This is a genomic window from Borreliella carolinensis (assembly GCF_032595855.2).
GTDB lineage: Bacteria > Spirochaetota > Spirochaetia > Borreliales > Borreliaceae > Borreliella > Borreliella carolinensis.
The window spans coordinates 563,748-579,481 of the sequence record NZ_CP132453.1; the positions used below are offsets into that span (position 1 = coordinate 563,748).

Genomic DNA, 15,734 nt, shown 5'->3' on the forward strand with positions numbered 1-15,734 from the left:
TTTATGCAATGTTAAGTTTTTACTAATTTAATTAATTTTTTTGTTTAGTGGGGTTTGCGAGTTTGACAAATGTGGATGCGCATGAATTTTGGGCTTTGCCAGTTTGCTGCAATGTTAAAGATTCTTTTATTGAAGATTTTAGTTTTGTAGATGAACATGTAAGTTCAATTTTTAGCATCAGTTATAAAGATAATATAACTTTAAAGTTTAGAGATTTTGTTGATTCTAATGAATTTAATTTAAAACTTTTTGATAATAAAATAAGCTTTAAAGGTCAAATCCCTTTGGTTTTATATTCAGACAATTTGGATTATTTGCTAAAAGCGGAAAAAAGTGTTCTTTTTAATCTAAGAGTTGGTGATGTGAGCAATAGTTATTCTTCTGGATTTACAAAGAAAGAATCTCAAACTTGCAATGTTTTGAATGCTTGTTATGAATTTAGTGATTACAATAGTTTTTCAGACGACTTTATTTTAGTTAAAATATTTTTTGATTCTGAAAATTTAATTATTGATGCTAATGTAGACAATCTTTCTTTTTTAAAATTTTTTATTAGTGAAAATTTTGGCGTAAGTAAAGACAAAATAAAAATCAATTCTCTTAATAATTACTGGTCTAGCTCTATTTTTCCTATTTCTTTTAATGCAATTTTACAAGGCATTGTAATTTCAAAAAAGATTAATAAAAGGGTTAATGTTGTTTACTACAAAAGACATTTTGGAATTTTAGACAATTTAAATTTAACTTTTTCAGTTTCTAATTGTTTATTGGCAGATAATAAGCTTTCAAAGATTGTTTTAGAAATCATAATAAATAGACCTTTAAATTTTTTATATAAATTTTATTTTAAGTTTATTAATAATGTTTTCAAAAATTTGTTTTTTGATGGGTTTTTAGAAATTTTTTTTGTTGATAATAAAAGTGATTTCATTTTTTTTTATGACAATCTTTTGGCATTTGAGACTTCTGTTTATAATTTTATTTATTCCAATTTTTATAATCTTGCTTTGTCGATTTCTTGTGAACCAATAGGTTATTTGCTTACTCAGATTAAAGGCGATTATAGTAGTTTTTTAAAAATTTTTAAAAAACTAGATATAAAAAATTCTTTAATAAAGAAATCTTCTGTTTTAAGTGTTAATAAGGATTATAATATTTTTGATACTAGTCGAAGGGGAATTGGTTTTGCTTATTTGAATTCAAACACTTATTTTTTAAATGAAGAGCAATATGTTGTTGCTTTCTTGTATAAGGATGAATTAAATGTATTTTTGCCCTACAGCATTATTGACAACAATTTAAGCAACTATTTGAAAAATAGTTTGGCTAAAACATTGGGTTTGACCTATAGCAGTATAAACTTTTTGATAGACGAGAGCGTATTAGATTCTGCTAATTTTTATAATCTTCTTTTTAAAGATCCTTATTTGATTGAAAAAGCAATTTTAAGCATTAAGGATAATTTTTCTTCTTTAATAGATGCAGATTTTTCAAATGAATATCCTGTTATTGTTAAAGAAAAAATAGCTATTAGCGATGTTAATGATTGTGTGCTTGGGTGTTCTGTTGAACTTAAATTTGAATTTTATTCTCTTAGTGCTGTTTTTAGTAATGCAAGTTTTTTTGTAGAGCAGGGCAAATTTTCCAAGCTTAAGTTAAATAACAAAAGGATTCGTACAATATTTGGGTTAGCGGTTGATTATGTATTTTGTCGTGCTAATGTAAGTTGTGATATTAAAGATTGTTTAAGCTTAGAGTTTATTGAAGATGGGGAGTTTGTTTTTTCTTTTAGAAGTGTTTTTATTGTTTCTGTTTCTGCAATTCGAACTGCTTTGATTCAAGTATTTGATTTTAATGCAAGCAGAACCCCTCTTGATTTTGAAGAAATTTTAAATAGTTGGAGCATAAAAATTGACATTAATTAATTTCAATTTAAATGGAGAGAGTATTTCAAAAAAGATCAGTCTTTCTTTGGGGACTAGAAATCTTTTGGATTCTATTTTTTTTGCCAAGAGTGATAGTTTGGAATACATTGTTAATAACAGATTTTTTTTAGTTTTATTGGATTTCAAACTTGTTTATTCAGATTTAATTCCTGCTTTTATTTTAAATGGTCGGAGTATAGTTACCCTTGAAGGACTTAAGAAAAAAAGTTTTTATAAGCATATGCAAAAGATTTTGTTAGAAGACGATTTTAATTTTTGTAGCAATTGTTTTGAATCTAATGTTTTACTGTTTTATTATTTTTTGGAAAACGAGATTGTAAGCAAATCAGATATTTTAGGCTATAGAAATTCGTTAAAATGTAATTGTATGGATGTTAATACTTTTTTATCTCTTTATTTGAAAGCTGAAGAATTGTATAGAAAAAATGGCTAATGTTAAGGTTTATTACCCTGAAAGTTTTAATATACTATCTAATTTATTTAACAAAAATTTAAATAATTATATCATTTATAATGAGCTAGATTTTAAAAAAAATCCCAGTTTGTTTAACAGAGAAACTCTGGTTGATAATTTTTTTATTGTTGGTAATTTTGAAAAATTTAACAAGGTGTCTTTAAGGGGTAATTTTCTTGAGATGGGGCCGTGTGTTACTTATAATGAGATACTTCAGATTGGTAAGAAAAATATTCCAAGTTTGTTTTATGAATTTATTTCAAAATTTAATGATAAAATATATTTAAATAGCATTAACCTTGCAAATGGGTTTTATTATAAAAACACCGTTTTTGATATTTATCCTTTACTGTTAAGCCTTGATGCTCAAATTGAGTTTAAAAATATTTTAACCAAAAAAACTTATGTTTTTAGTGCTTATAATTTAAATAGAGCTGAGTATATTGCAAATCGAAGCACTATTCTTGTTACTAAATTTAAATTTCCAATGATGAATTTATGGAACAGAAGTTTTTATCATAAAATATTTTTCAATACCCTGTCTTTTGATATTTTAGAAGAAGCGGATATTATTTTTATATGCATTCTTTTAAACATAAAAAGAGACATTATAAGTGATTTTTTGTTAAAAATATTTTATGATGACAAGGTGATAGTCATAAAAGATTTTCAGGTTTTGCTTTTAAACAAATCTTTGCCGCTTTCATTTTCTGAGATAGAAAATTCTCTTAAAATGTTGGATAAAAATATAAGAGATTTTAAAAATTTTAATATAGGAGAAAGAAATTTAAAGTTAATAAAGAATTTTTATTTAGACATATTAATGAGTTTCAATTTTTAATTATTTGAATAAGTTTAATTACTATCTTTAGTATGCTATATTTCTTATATAAAGGGAATATATAATTTATTTTTATGTATTATAATGTAAAAAGTTAATCAAAAAATAATATACATAATGAGGGGTTTCTGTACTTATGGTAAAAAAAGAAGCAATTATTAAGGCTGTAAACGGTTTACATGTTAGGCCTGCATCGACTTTTGTAAAAAAAGCTAAAGAATATTCTAGTGAGATAACAATAGAATCTGATGGAAAATCCGTTAGCGGAAAAAGTTTGTTCAGACTTCAAACTTTAGAATTATCAGCAGGTAAAAGGCTTTTGATATGTGCTGAGGGTGAGGATGAGGAGATCGCTGCTTCAGAGCTTGCAGAGCTTATCGAATCTTTTAAGGAATGAATTTTAAAAGGATTTAAGTTATGACTTTATCGGGCAAAAGAATATCCAAGGGGATAGGCATTGGAGAAGTTCTTTGTATTAGGAAAAATTTTGATAAAATTATAAGCAAAGAAAAAATAGACTTTTCTCAAGTTGATAGCGAGATATCAAAATTCAATAAAGCGAAGTCAAAAGCAATTGAAGCTCTTAAGGATCTTGAGAAAAAAGCTATGCTTCAATTTGGAGATGATAAAAAAGGTATTTTTGAAGGTCAAGTGTTGATCGTTGAAGACGATGAGCTTTCCGAACTTGTTATTGAGCTTATTACAAAGGAAAATTATAGCGCCGCATATTCTATTTATTTAGCGTTTGAAAATTTAGTTAAAAGCGTAGAAGACTATAAAGATCCTTATTTAAAAGAAAGAGCGTCTGATTATAAAGACATTAGAAATAGATTAATTTCTATAATTTTGGGCCAAGTAACCGATTTTTCTGAGATTAATAAAGATATTATTCTTGTTACCGAGGAATTAACCCCATCTGATACTATGCAATTTGACTTAAATTATGTTAAAGGGTTTTTAACTGCGGTTGGAGGAGAAACTTCTCATGCTGCTATTTTGGCAAGAACAATGGGGCTTCCAGCGCTTGTTATGACTTTGTTAGATATTGATGAGTTAAAGGATGGTGATAAAATAGTAATTGATGCAATGTCTTCTATTGTTATTAAAAATCCGTCTGCTGTTGAGCTTGATCTTTATGAGAGCAAGATTTTGCGTCAAGTAGAGATGGAAAAAGAGCTTTTTTCTTTAAAAGATAAAGATGCTGAGACAAAAGATGGCGTAAAGGTGTTTTTAAAGGCAAATATTGGAACACCTATTGATATTACTTATGTTAATAAATATGGTGTTGAAGGAATAGGTCTTTTTAGAACAGAATTTTTATATATGAAATCTTTACAACCTCCAACAGAGGATGAGCAGTTTGAAACTTATAAAAGAGTTATAGAAACAATGGAAAAAAAAGGGGTTGTTACGATTCGTACCCTTGATGTTGGTGGGGATAAAGAAATTCCCTATCTTAATTTTAAGAAAGAGGAAAATCCCTTTTTAGGATTTAGGGCGCTTAGGATGTACAAGGAATATGAGGAATTGATCCAGGCGCAGTTTAATGCTATTTTTAGGGCCAGCCATTATGGGAAGATAAGGGTAATGGTGCCTATGCTTACCAGATATGAAGAGATTGAAACAATAGAATATTTTGTGAATAATGCAAAAATTAACTTAAAGTCCAGAGGCTTGCCTTTTGATGAAAATTTGGAAGTGGGTTGCATGATAGAAGTTCCTTCTGCAGCTTTAATTTCTTTTAAACTTGCCAATAAATTGAAATTTTTTAGTATAGGGACTAACGATTTAACCCAATATGTTTTAGCTGTTGATCGTGGTAATCAAAAAATATCAAATTTATATGACAAGTATAATCCTGCTGTGTTGAAATTAATCAAAAAGGTTCTTGATGATGGTGTTAGTTCTGGAATTGATGTGTCTGTTTGTGGTGAGCTTGGAGGAGATGATGCTGGAGCACTGCTTCTTGTAGGCCTTGGATTTAGATCTTTGAGCATGATTCCTGGTGCTACACTTAGAATTAAATATTTGCTTAAAAAGTACACAATAATGGAATTAGAAGAATTGGCAAATAAGGTTTTAAATAGTGATTCCGAGCGAGAAACTTTAAGTTATTTTGATAAATTTATAGGAGATTAGTTATGGGGTTTTTAGATTTTTTTAAAAAAACCGCTACATTGGATTTGATTGCTCCGATTAGTGGAAAAGTTATGTCAATTGATAAGGTTCCCGATGAAGCTTTTGCTGAAAAAATAGTTGGTGATGGAATTGCAATTCTTCCAACAAGTAATGAGTTGTTAGCGCCTTGTGATGGGAAAATAGGTAAAATTTTTAAAACCAATCATGCCTTTAGTCTTGAAACTAAAGAGGGCGTTGAAATTTTTGTCCATTTTGGAATTAATACTCTTAATTTAAATGGCAAGGGTTTTACAAGAGTTGCTGAAGAAGGCACCAATGTTAAACAGGGTGAAGTTATTATTAGACTTGATCTTGAATATTTAAAAGAACATTCAGAATCCGTTATTACTCCAGTTGTTATTGCAAATTCTGATGAAGTTTCAAGCATAGAATATTCTTTTGGAAGGCTTGAAAATGGTTCTGAATATATTTTGTTATCTTCAACCGCTTTGACAGAAGAAATTAGGCATAAAATATCTCAGGCAAAGCCTGTTACAGCAGGCAAAGATTTGGTATTGCGAGTTAAAAAGTAAAAAGAGAGAGTTTTAGGCTCTCTCTTTTTACTTTAATTATAAGAAGTCTTTTTCTATAAATTCGTTTATTATATTTATAAATTTTCCTGGATTTTTGCTAGGCATTCCTGAAGTTAGCATTGCTTCCTCAAAAAGGAGAATGCTTATTTTTTCTAATTTATCAGGCTCTAGATTTTTTAAATTTTGGACTATTTTATTATTGGGGTTTAATTCAAGTATTGGTTTAATTTCTTTTACTTCTTGTCCCATTGACAGCATGATTTTTTGCATTTGGTAAGTTGGATCGTTGCTATCAATTATTATTGCTGAAGGTTCTTTTATTAATGTTGCTGATAGGTTGACCTCTTTTATATGGTCCTTAAGGATTTCTTTTACTTTTGTAAGGGTATCTTTGAATTCTTCTTCAATTTTTTTGAAATTTTCATCTTTTAATTCATTACTGGTTTCGTTTTTATTTATTGCTTTTAGCTTTAATCCTTCGTATTCTGGAATTAGATTTAAGATAGCTTCATCAAGTTCATCGTCCATGATTAGGATTTCAAATCCTTTTTCCTTATAGGCAGCTACTATTGGGTTTTCTTTTAATATATTTTCTTTGCCGCCTGTTATGTAGTAAATGCTTTTTTGGCTTTCATTCATTCTTTCCTTATACTCTTTAAAAGACACAAACCCATCTACACTTGAAGATTTAAATCTTATTAATGAGATAAGCTTTTCTCTGTTTTCAAAGTCAGAATAAACACCTTCTTTAATGCATCTTCCAAATTCTTTAGAAAACTCAGAATATTTTTCAGGATTTTTTTTGCTGAGCTTTTCAAGCTCGCTTAGTATTTTTTTTACAGAAGATGATTTTATTTTAGACAAAATTTTATTTTGCTGTAAAATTTCTCTACTTACATTGAGCGGTAAATCTTGGCAATCTATAATTCCTTTTATAAATCTTAGATAGTTTGGAAGCAAGCTGCCTTCAGAATCTGTAATAAAGATTCTGTTTATAAATAGCTTTACCCCAGGTTTAGTGTTTGGGTAATATAAATCATAAGGAGCTTTACTTGGGACGTAAAATAAACTAGTATACTCCAAATTTCCTTCGGCTTTTGTATGAATATGTATCAATGGATTTTCATAATCAAAGGTTGTATTTTTATAAAATTCATTATATTCTTCTGCTTCAATTTCGCTTTTATTTTTTGTCCAAAGAGCGGTAGTTTCATTTAATTTTTCTTCTTTTTCTTCTACTCCCTCTTGTTTTCCGTCCTTCATTATAGGTTCGCTGTATTTAATATAAATCGGATAATTTATGTGATTTGAATATTTTTTGATAATTTCTTGAATTTTCCATTTATTGGCATACTCAAGACCTTCTTTATTAAGATAAAGCTTTATTTCTGTGCCTGACTCTTCCTTTTTTGTTTTTTCTATTTCATATCCTGTTTTACCGTCGCTAGACCAAATATAAGCTTCGCTTTCTAGTGCTTTTTTTGATGTAACTTCTACTTTTTCTGATACTATAAATGCGCTGTAAAATCCAACCCCAAACTGGCCAATTAGGTTTGCAGATTTTTTTTCATCTTGTTTTAAATTATTAATAAATTCTTTAGTTCCTGATTTTGCAATTACGCCAAGATGATTAGTTAAATCTTGTTCATCCATTCCGATTCCATTATCTTTAATTAGGATGCTTTTATCATCAAATGATATTTCTATTTTTGGTTCTAGGGCAATGTTTTTGAATTTTTCGTTTGTCAAGCTTAAAAACTTGAGCTTATCAATTGCGTCAGACGCATTTGATATCAATTCTCTTAAGAATATTTCTTTATGTGAGTAAAGAGAGTGGATGATTAAATAAAGCAAATCATTTACTTCTGTATCAAATTGTTTTTTCATGTAGCTTTTCCTTTTTAATTTAATCTTTACTTTTTTTATGATATAACATAATCTAAAAATAATAAATAAAGCAATTTGTTTAAAATAGAAAATTAGAATCAAGGAGAATGCAATGGATGTAGGAATTTATGGACTTGGTGTTATGGGCGGCAATTTAGCTCTAAATATTGCTGATAACGGTTTTAATGTTTCTGTTTACAATAGAGATAGTGAAAAAACTGAAATTTTTGTTAAACAAAATTCTCATAAAAAGATAAATGGTTTTAAAGATATTGAATCTTTTATTAAAAGCTTGAAAACTCCAAAAAAAATCATTTTAATGGTGACAAGTTCGGCTGTAGAAAAGGTTATTGAGCAAATTTTGCCCTTTATGAATAAATCAGACATAATTATTGATGGTGGGAATTCTCATTATAAGAGCACAATGAGATTAGAAAAAGAATTGTTTGCTAAAGACATTTATTTTGTGGGACTTGGAATTTCTGGAGGGGAGAAAGGAGCAAGATTTGGCCCTGCACTAATGTATGGAGGAAGTAAATCGGCTTATGAAATTCTTGAGCCCATGTTAAATAAAATTGCAGCTAAAACCAAAAGCAATGATATTTGTTCGACTTATATTGGAGAGAACGGCTCTGGGCACTATGTTAAAATGATACATAATGGCGTGGAATACGCTGATATGCAGCTTATCAGCGAGGTTTATTTTTTCATGAAAAAAGCTTTCAATTTAGATAATTTGAAAATTTCTGAAGTTTTTGAAAAATGGAATGAAGGCGATCTTTCAGGGTATTTACTAGAAATAACTTCTAAGATTCTTAGATATAAAGAAAATAATGAATATTTAGTTGATAAGATTTTAGATATTGCAAATCAAAAAGGCACCGGTGTTTGGACATCTATTGATGCCCTTGAATCCGGTATGCCTGTAAATTTAATTGTTGAATCTGTTTTTTCAAGATTTATGTCGAGTTTAAAACACGAAAGGATTATTGCTAGCGATTTGCTTAAGATGGATACTGCTTCTTTTGAATTTGAGCTTAGTGATTGGATTTTAGATCTTTATTATGCTCTTTTAGTTTCAAAAATAGTAGCCTATGCTCAGGGTTTTATGATGCTTAAAACTGCGTCTTTGAATTATGGTTGGGATTTGAATTTAGGTAAAATTTCTTTGGTTTGGAGAGAGGGCTGTATTATTCGTAGCAGTTTTTTAGATAAAATTAAATTAGCTTATGATAAAAATCCGCATCTTATTAATTTGCTTTTTGATGATTATTTTTTAGATTTGCTAAAAAATAATCACAAGTCCTTAAGAAGGATAATTTCAAAGGCTAGTGAAATTGGGATTCCTTTGCCGGCATTTTATGCCAGTCTTTCGTTTTTAGATTCTTATTCCACTAATTACCTCCCTTCTAACCTAATTCAAGCACAAAGAGATTTTTTTGGTGCTCATTCTTTTGAAAGATTAGACTCAAAACGAGGTGAATTTTTTCATAGCGATTGGCAATAAATTAAATGAATTAGAACATTAGTATCAGAAGATATAATATTTAGCAAAGATTCCCCCGGCAAAGTTTGATTTTATTCCCGAGTAGGTTTTGTGTTGTGCAAGAGATCTTGTATTTGAGATAAATTCTATTGAAGGTGCTATTTTCATACCTATTTCTAAATTTTCTGTAATGTCGTAAAAAATAACCAACGGAATTCTCATTCCAAATCCCAATTCTACGTTTATTAATTTAGATGTTTGAGACGATATGCTTATGTTTCCCCCTATTCCAATTCCTAAATTTAAATTTTTTATCAAAGATATTGTAAAAATTAAATCAAGTGCTGCTATTGCTAATAAATTAAAATCATAAAATTTTGATTCAAGTTTGGGGCCCGATAGATTTATTCCATTGCTACCACCATAGCCTATTTCAAAATCAATGAAAGGAAATGACATTATTAAGTTAATAATTGGATTTCCAATGCTTGCTCCAAAGCCAATTCCTCTATTTAAATATGAATCTTTTGCAAAACTGTTTGTAGATATATTTGCAATCATGATAAATAATATAAAGATTTTTTTCACCGTTGTCTCCCAAATTTTGTCTTATTATTATATTTTATTTTTAAATTTTAAAACAATAAAAACAAGACCCTTTATCTTAAATCTTATGTTTAAGTTTTTGGGAGCGAGCGGTTTGATTTTTTAACAATTTTTCTTTTTAAAAAAGAATTTTATTATTAAGTAAACCAGAATCTTAGTCCTAATCCTGCGAATACTTCCCATCTAAATCCAATGCCATTACTCCAAATGTTCATTCCAAGTCCTGGTGCTATTCGTAGAAATATGTCGAATTTTTTTCTAGATACTGCAACATTTAAAGCCAAGGGCAATCTTGCTCCAATGCTCATTGGTCCTGAGCCCGACTTGCTGCCTCCAAATCTTGAAAACCATATTGTTCCATATCCTCCTGCGCCAACTGAAAAATCCAAAATATTAGCGGTCCCTGAGAATGTATATATGTAGAAAATATAGTCCAGTGCTATAAACAATGTTTTCCAGTCTGAAAATAAATTATTTACTCCGCTGTAAAGACCAATGTCAAGATCAAAGCTTCCTATATTAATCTGTAAAGCAATTGGTAATGGAAGTATAATTCCTGCTCCAAATTTACCCCTTGCAGAGTTTTTTGAATTAGCAAATCCTGATATTGGTGCCAATAAAAGTAAAATAATAATTGACATAATAATTATTTTTGTTTTCATTGTGTTATTGTCTCCTAAGTACAACATTCTAGTTTTTAAAAAAATTTTAGTTCAATAATTTTTTTTATCTAAAAAGTGAAAGCTATATTTTAAGAGAGCCTTTTATTCCAATAGAAAAGTTACCTTTTATTGGAAATATTAAATTCCCAGTAGGCATTTGGCCAATGAAAATTGATGGTGTTGTTTTTATTATAATTTCAATAATGTCATAATAAGCCTCATATATTATTCCCAAGGGTAAGCCTACTCCGATTTTATAGGTAATCCCAGAAGAAACATTTGTTAAATTTGGGTTTGCAATTTTGCCTATTTCAAAAAATAGGCCAGATCCCAAGAAAAAGATAAAATTTGAATTTTTAATTCTTGAATTTAAAAATATATAGTCACAATATGTTTTAAATAGCAATGTTATTGGTGATTTTGGAAAAAATTCTGAGACGCTCAATATTGTTACTCCTACCCCAATATCAAAGTTATTGATACTGAATTCTATTGCAGTAGGGTAAGGCAAAATAAAGCCCAATTTTATTTTAGTTTTTGTTTTTAAGCTTTCTATTTTTGTAATAGTTGCACTGTTTTGACCAGTTATGTTGTTTTTAGATTTTTCGTTTGTGAAAATATTCCCAACATTGAAAAATAGCGTAATAATTATTAATAATTTGATTAATTTGTTTTTACTTTGCATTGTTAACTTTTTTTATGTGAAATTTAATTTAAAGCACAACTTTCTACCTTAAATTATAAGATAGAATTCTTTTAAAACTATATTTTTTATTGTTTTTGGAAAATTAAATTTTATTAACTTCTAATTTGTATTTATGAATATATGAAGTAATATTAATCTTGATATTAGCATTCTATTTGCGATTTAAATTACATTTAAAGGGGCGTTTATGGGCACAGATTCAGATGTGCAAGATTCTTTAAGTCAATATCTTTTATTTAGTTTGGACGAACTTTATGCTATTGAGATTAAATATGTTGTTGAGGTTTTAGAATATACCAAGATATCAAAAATTCCAAGAACTCCCAACTACATGGCAGGAATAATAAATAATAGGGGTAAAATCGTTCCAATAATTGATATTCGGAAACAATTTGGAATGAGTGATCGAACTGTTGATGAGGATGATAAAAAGAGAAATAAGGGAGTTAACATTTCAAATATTATTATATTGAATTTAGTTTACGAGGGAGATGAATTTAATCTTGGAATTTTAGTAGATTATGTAAATGAAGTTCTTGAATTAGATCCATTTAGTATTGATGATGCTCCTAAGATTGGATCAGGGTTTAATTCAAAATTTATTTCAGGAATTGGCAAGAGTAATGATAAGTTTATTATTATTTTAAATGTAGAAAATTTATTTGACGTTAGAGAGCTTTCTAAATTTAGAAATACAACAATATATGATCCTGAATATCAGCAATAGGAGTTTTTAGTCATGATTTATAGGCCGGAAGGAGAGCTTGTAATAAATAGTATTTTTAAGGTAAAAGAAGATTTGTTGCATATTTTTAAAAAAATGAAAGAGGGAGATACTCTTACTATTGATCTTTCAAATGTTGAAAAAATAGATATTACTTTTATACAAATTTTGTATGCATCTAATAAATATGCCAAGAATAGAAATTTGTTTGTAAAAATTGAATATCCGTCAGATGAGGTTTTAAGTTCATTAATATATGGCGGGTTTTTAGTGGATATTGAAGATGTTGATAGCTTTGATTTGGGACTTAATTTAGTTGGATTTTAGATTTAAGGAAAGCTTATGGATAGTAGTGATGTGATTGATAAATTTAAGAATTCCTTTAAGGAAGAATCAATAGAAAATATTTCAGATATTGAGCAGGCACTTCTTAATCTTGAGGTGAGCTCAGATCAAGATATTATTAATTCTATTTTTAGAAATTTACATACCATAAAGGGAAGTTCTGGTATGTTTGGCTTTAATTTTACAGCATCTCTTGTCCACGAAATAGAAACGGTTCTTGATGTTGTAAAAAATGGTAAGACCACTTTTAATCAAGCTGCCATTGATGCTACCTTAATGTCTGTTGATTTTATTAGAGAGCTTATTGAAGGCGATGAAGCAATTTCTGAGATCGACTTTGATAAGCGTAAACAGTTTTTGGTAAATGAAATTAAAAAGGTTCTTGGGGTTTTTAATGATGCCAAGGGTGCTTTTCAAGAAGCTTTGGAAAATGATTTTTCAAAGTCTAATAACAACTCGGGTTTAGAAGAGTTAGAAGAATCTGTTAAAGTAAATTCAGAGAATAAATTTGATGATGAGGCTTTGCAATCTGAATTTAAGAGTTACAAAATTCTTTTTTCTCCGGCTAAGGGTATTTTGTTTCATGGGCACAAGCCTATAAATTTATTGAGCAAGTTGATTAATTTGGGTAGTGGCTATGTTAGAGCCAAGGTAGATAACATTCCTGATTTAGAGCTTATTTCTCCTGATAATGTTTATGTTGATTGGGAGATAAGACTAAACACAGAAGAGAGTAGAGAGAGCATAGAAGATATTTTTACATTTTTAGATTCTCAATCAAAAATTGATATTCAAGAATTGGATAAATGTTTAGAGGCAGATGAGGATGATGATGAAGAGCCTAAAAATTTTAATTTATTGCGTCTAGACAGAAGCAGCAAAGATTCTGCTAATTCTTCATTTGAAAAATCGGAATTTGTTGAAAAGTCCTTTTTAAATGGAGATAAAAATAGATCTAATGTTCAATATGACACTGCTAGAAGCAAAGTTAATATTGCTAGCATTAAGGTAGATTCTAAAAAGCTTGATCATTTGGTAAATCTTGTTGGAGAACTTGTTACAATACAGTCAAAACTTTCAAAAGAAGCTGAAAATAGGAATAGCAATATTTTAAATTCAATATCAGCAGAATTTTCTTTACTTATTAATGAGCTTAGAGATTATACGACAGGGCTTAGAACAGTTCCTATTGAAATTTTGTTTGTGAAATTTCAAAGAATAGTAAAAGATCTATCTACTAGTCTTGGCAAGTCAATTATTTATCATGCTTATGGAGGCGACACTGTTCTTGACAAAAGCATTATTGAAAAGCTAAATGAGCCTTTGGTTCATTTAGTTCGCAACTCAATAGATCATGGAATTGAATCGTCTAAAGAAAGAGAAAGTTTGGGTAAAGATCCCAAAGGTGTTATTAAGCTTTCAGCTTGTCAATCTGGAGATTCTGTTATTGTTATTATTGAGGATGATGGAAGAGGGCTTGATAAGAATAAAATACTTAAAAAAGCTATAGAGCGTAATATAATTTCTGACACAGTTGCCAAAACGTTATCAGATATTGATGTTTATAATTTGATTTTTGAACCTGGATTTTCAACTGCAAGTTCTGTTACTGATATTTCAGGCCGTGGAGTTGGCATGGATGTTGTTAAAAAACAGGTTGAATCCTTAAGGGGGCATGTTGTACTTGAAAGTGAATTTGGAAAGTATACTAGAACTAAGTTAATTTTCCCATTGACTTTGGCTATTATTGAAGGTTGGCTTGTCAGAGTAAAAGATGAGCACTTTATTGTTCCTCTTTCTAATGTTGAGTCTTGTTTAGAATCTAGTAAGTTAATTTCTCAAATAGATGGGATTGAAACTAAAAGCAATGTAATGAATTATAGGGGCAGCATGATTAGTTATATTAGGCTTAGAGAGTTTTTTCAGGTTTCTAGTGAAAAGAGTTTAAATGAGCAAGTTGTTGTTGTAAATACAAATAGCGGGAAAATGGGCATTGTGGTTGATGAGGTTTTGGGGCAACATCAAACTGTTATAAAAACTTTGGGTAAAATTTATTCTCGAGTAGAAGGGGTTTCTGGGGCCACTATACTTGGTGATGGAAGTTTGGCCTTGGTTGTTGATATTGATGCAATAACTAAACTTATAAAATAAAGAAAATCGAAAATACAGATTTTTGGTTTTAAAGGTTAAAAATATTAAAATATAACAATGAAGATATTAGTAATTGATATTCAAGGTCTTATAAAGCAGGTTTTTGTTAGAGCTTTTTCTAAAGATAATGATGTTGAGATATTAAATGCTGGTTTTAATTCTTTAAATCTTATTAATGTATTTTTACAAAAATTCCCAGATTTAGTTATTATTGATGAGAATACAGCAAGATCTAATTTTGGAAATTCTTTAAACAATGTTCTTAATAAGATATCTCTTCCGGTTGTATTTATTGCGCAAAATGAAATGTTTCCAAATTTTGGACATCTTGAGCAAAGCAAGGAAAAGGTTAGATTAATAATAAATAAGCTTAATTTTAAGCTTACAGTTGATTTATTTCGCAGTAAATATTTAGCTTTAATAAAGCTGGAGTTGAAAAATCTAGGCAAAAATAAATTAATATCTTCTTTTGAAGTTAAAAGGATTCATGCACCCGATTTTTCTAGTAATTCTAAAGTAGAATTGAGAGAAAATAGTTTAGATGATTCAAGTATAAGGAAAAGCTATAAAGTTTCTGATGTTATTAATTTTGCTCCCAAAAATGATCCGGATGTTATTATTAAGTATCAAGGTCTTATCAATAAGCACAAAACTGGCAAAATTATTGTTGTGGGTTCTTCAACAGGCGGCACAGAGGCTTTAAGAATTTTTTTAAGGTCTTTTAAAAAAGATTCTCCTCCAATTATTATTGTTCAGCATATGCCTGGAGGATTTACAAAATCTTTTGCAAAAAACTTAAACAATGAGTTTAATGTTGATATTAAAGAGGCTGAAGATGGAGACATTCTTCGTCCGGGTCTTGTAATAATTGCTAATGGGAGTTATCATTTGATTGTAAAATATAGTAGCGGAAATTATTTTGTAAACTTATTAGATGGACCTCTTGTTAGTAGACACAAACCTTCTGTGAATGTACTTTTTAGGTCTGCTGCAATGTATGCAGGCTCTAATGCTATTGGAGTTATCCTTACAGGCATGGGAGATGATGGTGCTGTTTGTATGCTTGAAATGAAAAAAAATGGCGCTTATACTATTGCCCAAGATCAAGAAACCTCTGTTGTTTTTGGTATGCCAATGGAAGCTATAAAAATAGGAGCCGTAGACAAAATCCTTCCTTTAAGCGAAATAGCTGATCATGTTTTGAGGAGATCTTAG

The 15,734-nt window shown here is 29.1% G+C and carries 15 protein-coding genes; 11 read left to right on the top strand and 4 right to left on the bottom strand.

Annotated elements, in window-relative coordinates; all coding sequences use genetic code 11:
• The first annotated feature begins 62 nt into the window (after positions 1–62).
• From QIA46_RS02750 to crr, 6 genes are all read left to right on the top strand, one after another.
• Positions 63–1,925, top strand: a complete 1,863-nt coding sequence (locus QIA46_RS02750; RefSeq protein ID WP_317268354.1) for a hypothetical protein — start codon at positions 63–65, stop codon at positions 1,923–1,925.
• Entirely contained in the window at positions 1,912–2,379 is a 468-nt protein-coding gene (locus QIA46_RS02755) for a hypothetical protein (protein ID WP_317268355.1), read from the top strand. The genes QIA46_RS02750 and QIA46_RS02755 overlap by 14 nt, the downstream gene beginning before the upstream one ends.
• Positions 2,372–3,241 (top strand): xanthine dehydrogenase family protein subunit M, encoded by an 870-nt coding sequence (locus QIA46_RS02760; RefSeq protein WP_317268356.1) that lies wholly within the window; start codon positions 2,372–2,374, stop codon positions 3,239–3,241. The genes QIA46_RS02755 and QIA46_RS02760 overlap by 8 nt, the downstream gene beginning before the upstream one ends.
• 136 nt (positions 3,242–3,377) lie before the next feature.
• Complete coding sequence (locus tag QIA46_RS02765) at positions 3,378–3,638, top strand: HPr family phosphocarrier protein (protein ID WP_014023773.1); 261 nt, start codon at positions 3,378–3,380, stop codon at positions 3,636–3,638.
• A 20-nt stretch (positions 3,639–3,658) separates the two neighbouring features.
• The gene (gene ptsP / locus QIA46_RS02770; RefSeq protein WP_317268357.1) at positions 3,659–5,380 is read left to right on the top strand and encodes a phosphoenolpyruvate--protein phosphotransferase; all 1,722 of its coding nucleotides are present in this window, start codon (positions 3,659–3,661) and stop codon (positions 5,378–5,380) included.
• A gap of 2 nt (positions 5,381–5,382) precedes the next feature.
• Positions 5,383–5,952, top strand: a complete 570-nt coding sequence (crr, locus tag QIA46_RS02775) for a PTS glucose transporter subunit IIA (protein WP_301341693.1) — start codon at positions 5,383–5,385, stop codon at positions 5,950–5,952.
• Between the two features lie 36 nt (positions 5,953–5,988).
• On the opposite strand, the gene htpG is transcribed toward crr, so the two are convergent.
• On the bottom strand, positions 5,989–7,839 hold the full coding sequence (gene htpG / locus QIA46_RS02780) for a molecular chaperone HtpG (RefSeq protein WP_317268358.1): 1,851 nt from the start codon (positions 7,837–7,839) through the stop codon (positions 5,989–5,991).
• 112 nt (positions 7,840–7,951) lie between these two features.
• Between htpG and gnd the strand changes: the two genes are divergently transcribed.
• On the top strand, positions 7,952–9,346 hold the full coding sequence (gnd, locus tag QIA46_RS02785) for a decarboxylating NADP(+)-dependent phosphogluconate dehydrogenase (protein ID WP_317268359.1): 1,395 nt from the start codon (positions 7,952–7,954) through the stop codon (positions 9,344–9,346).
• Positions 9,347–9,370: 24 nt separating this feature from the next.
• Here gnd and QIA46_RS02790 read toward each other — a convergent pair whose 3' ends face one another.
• The 3 genes from QIA46_RS02790 to QIA46_RS02800 form a co-directional block, all read right to left on the bottom strand.
• On the bottom strand, positions 9,371–9,913 hold the full coding sequence (locus QIA46_RS02790) for a DUF3996 domain-containing protein (protein ID WP_317268360.1): 543 nt from the start codon (positions 9,911–9,913) through the stop codon (positions 9,371–9,373).
• 155 nt (positions 9,914–10,068) lie between these two features.
• Entirely contained in the window at positions 10,069–10,593 is a 525-nt protein-coding gene (locus QIA46_RS02795; protein WP_317268361.1) for a DUF3996 domain-containing protein, read from the bottom strand.
• 82 nt (positions 10,594–10,675) lie between these two features.
• A complete protein-coding gene (locus tag QIA46_RS02800; protein ID WP_301341698.1) occupies positions 10,676–11,278 on the bottom strand; it encodes a BAPKO_0422 family outer member beta-barrel protein in 603 nt (200 codons plus the stop codon).
• Between the two features lie 208 nt (positions 11,279–11,486).
• Between QIA46_RS02800 and QIA46_RS02805 the strand changes: the two genes are divergently transcribed.
• The 4 genes from QIA46_RS02805 to QIA46_RS02820 are packed head-to-tail and all read left to right on the top strand — an operon-like array spanning position 11,487 to position 15,734.
• A complete protein-coding gene (locus QIA46_RS02805) occupies positions 11,487–12,026 on the top strand; it encodes a chemotaxis protein CheW (protein ID WP_301341699.1) in 540 nt (179 codons plus the stop codon).
• A gap of 12 nt (positions 12,027–12,038) precedes the next feature.
• Positions 12,039–12,350, top strand: coding sequence for an STAS domain-containing protein (locus QIA46_RS02810; RefSeq protein WP_231014209.1), 312 nt, complete (start codon positions 12,039–12,041; stop codon positions 12,348–12,350).
• Positions 12,351–12,365: 15 nt separating this feature from the next.
• On the top strand, positions 12,366–14,519 hold the full coding sequence (locus tag QIA46_RS02815) for a chemotaxis protein CheA (RefSeq protein ID WP_317268362.1): 2,154 nt from the start codon (positions 12,366–12,368) through the stop codon (positions 14,517–14,519).
• 57 nt (positions 14,520–14,576) lie between these two features.
• Positions 14,577–15,734, top strand: coding sequence for a CheB methylesterase domain-containing protein (locus QIA46_RS02820; protein WP_317268363.1), 1,158 nt, complete (start codon positions 14,577–14,579; stop codon positions 15,732–15,734).

What these genes read in the sequence shown, in the direction of transcription:
- QIA46_RS02760 (WP_317268356.1), top strand. Translation starts at nt 2,372, where the DNA reads ATGGCTAATGTTAAGGTTTATTACCCTGAAAGTTTTAATATACTATCT.
- QIA46_RS02765 (WP_014023773.1), top strand. Translation starts at nt 3,378, where the DNA reads ATGGTAAAAAAAGAAGCAATTATTAAGGCTGTAAACGGTTTACATGTT.
- ptsP (WP_317268357.1), top strand. Translation starts at nt 3,659, where the DNA reads ATGACTTTATCGGGCAAAAGAATATCCAAGGGGATAGGCATTGGAGAA.
- crr (WP_301341693.1), top strand. Translation starts at nt 5,383, where the DNA reads ATGGGGTTTTTAGATTTTTTTAAAAAAACCGCTACATTGGATTTGATT.
- htpG (WP_317268358.1), bottom strand. Translation starts at nt 7,839, where the DNA reads ATGAAAAAACAATTTGATACAGAAGTAAATGATTTGCTTTATTTAATC.
- gnd (WP_317268359.1), top strand. Translation starts at nt 7,952, where the DNA reads ATGGATGTAGGAATTTATGGACTTGGTGTTATGGGCGGCAATTTAGCT.
- QIA46_RS02795 (WP_317268361.1), bottom strand. Translation starts at nt 10,593, where the DNA reads ATGAAAACAAAAATAATTATTATGTCAATTATTATTTTACTTTTATTG.
- QIA46_RS02800 (WP_301341698.1), bottom strand. Translation starts at nt 11,278, where the DNA reads ATGCAAAGTAAAAACAAATTAATCAAATTATTAATAATTATTACGCTA.
- QIA46_RS02805 (WP_301341699.1), top strand. Translation starts at nt 11,487, where the DNA reads ATGGGCACAGATTCAGATGTGCAAGATTCTTTAAGTCAATATCTTTTA.
- QIA46_RS02810 (WP_231014209.1), top strand. Translation starts at nt 12,039, where the DNA reads ATGATTTATAGGCCGGAAGGAGAGCTTGTAATAAATAGTATTTTTAAG.
- QIA46_RS02815 (WP_317268362.1), top strand. Translation starts at nt 12,366, where the DNA reads ATGGATAGTAGTGATGTGATTGATAAATTTAAGAATTCCTTTAAGGAA.
- QIA46_RS02820 (WP_317268363.1), top strand. Translation starts at nt 14,577, where the DNA reads ATGAAGATATTAGTAATTGATATTCAAGGTCTTATAAAGCAGGTTTTT.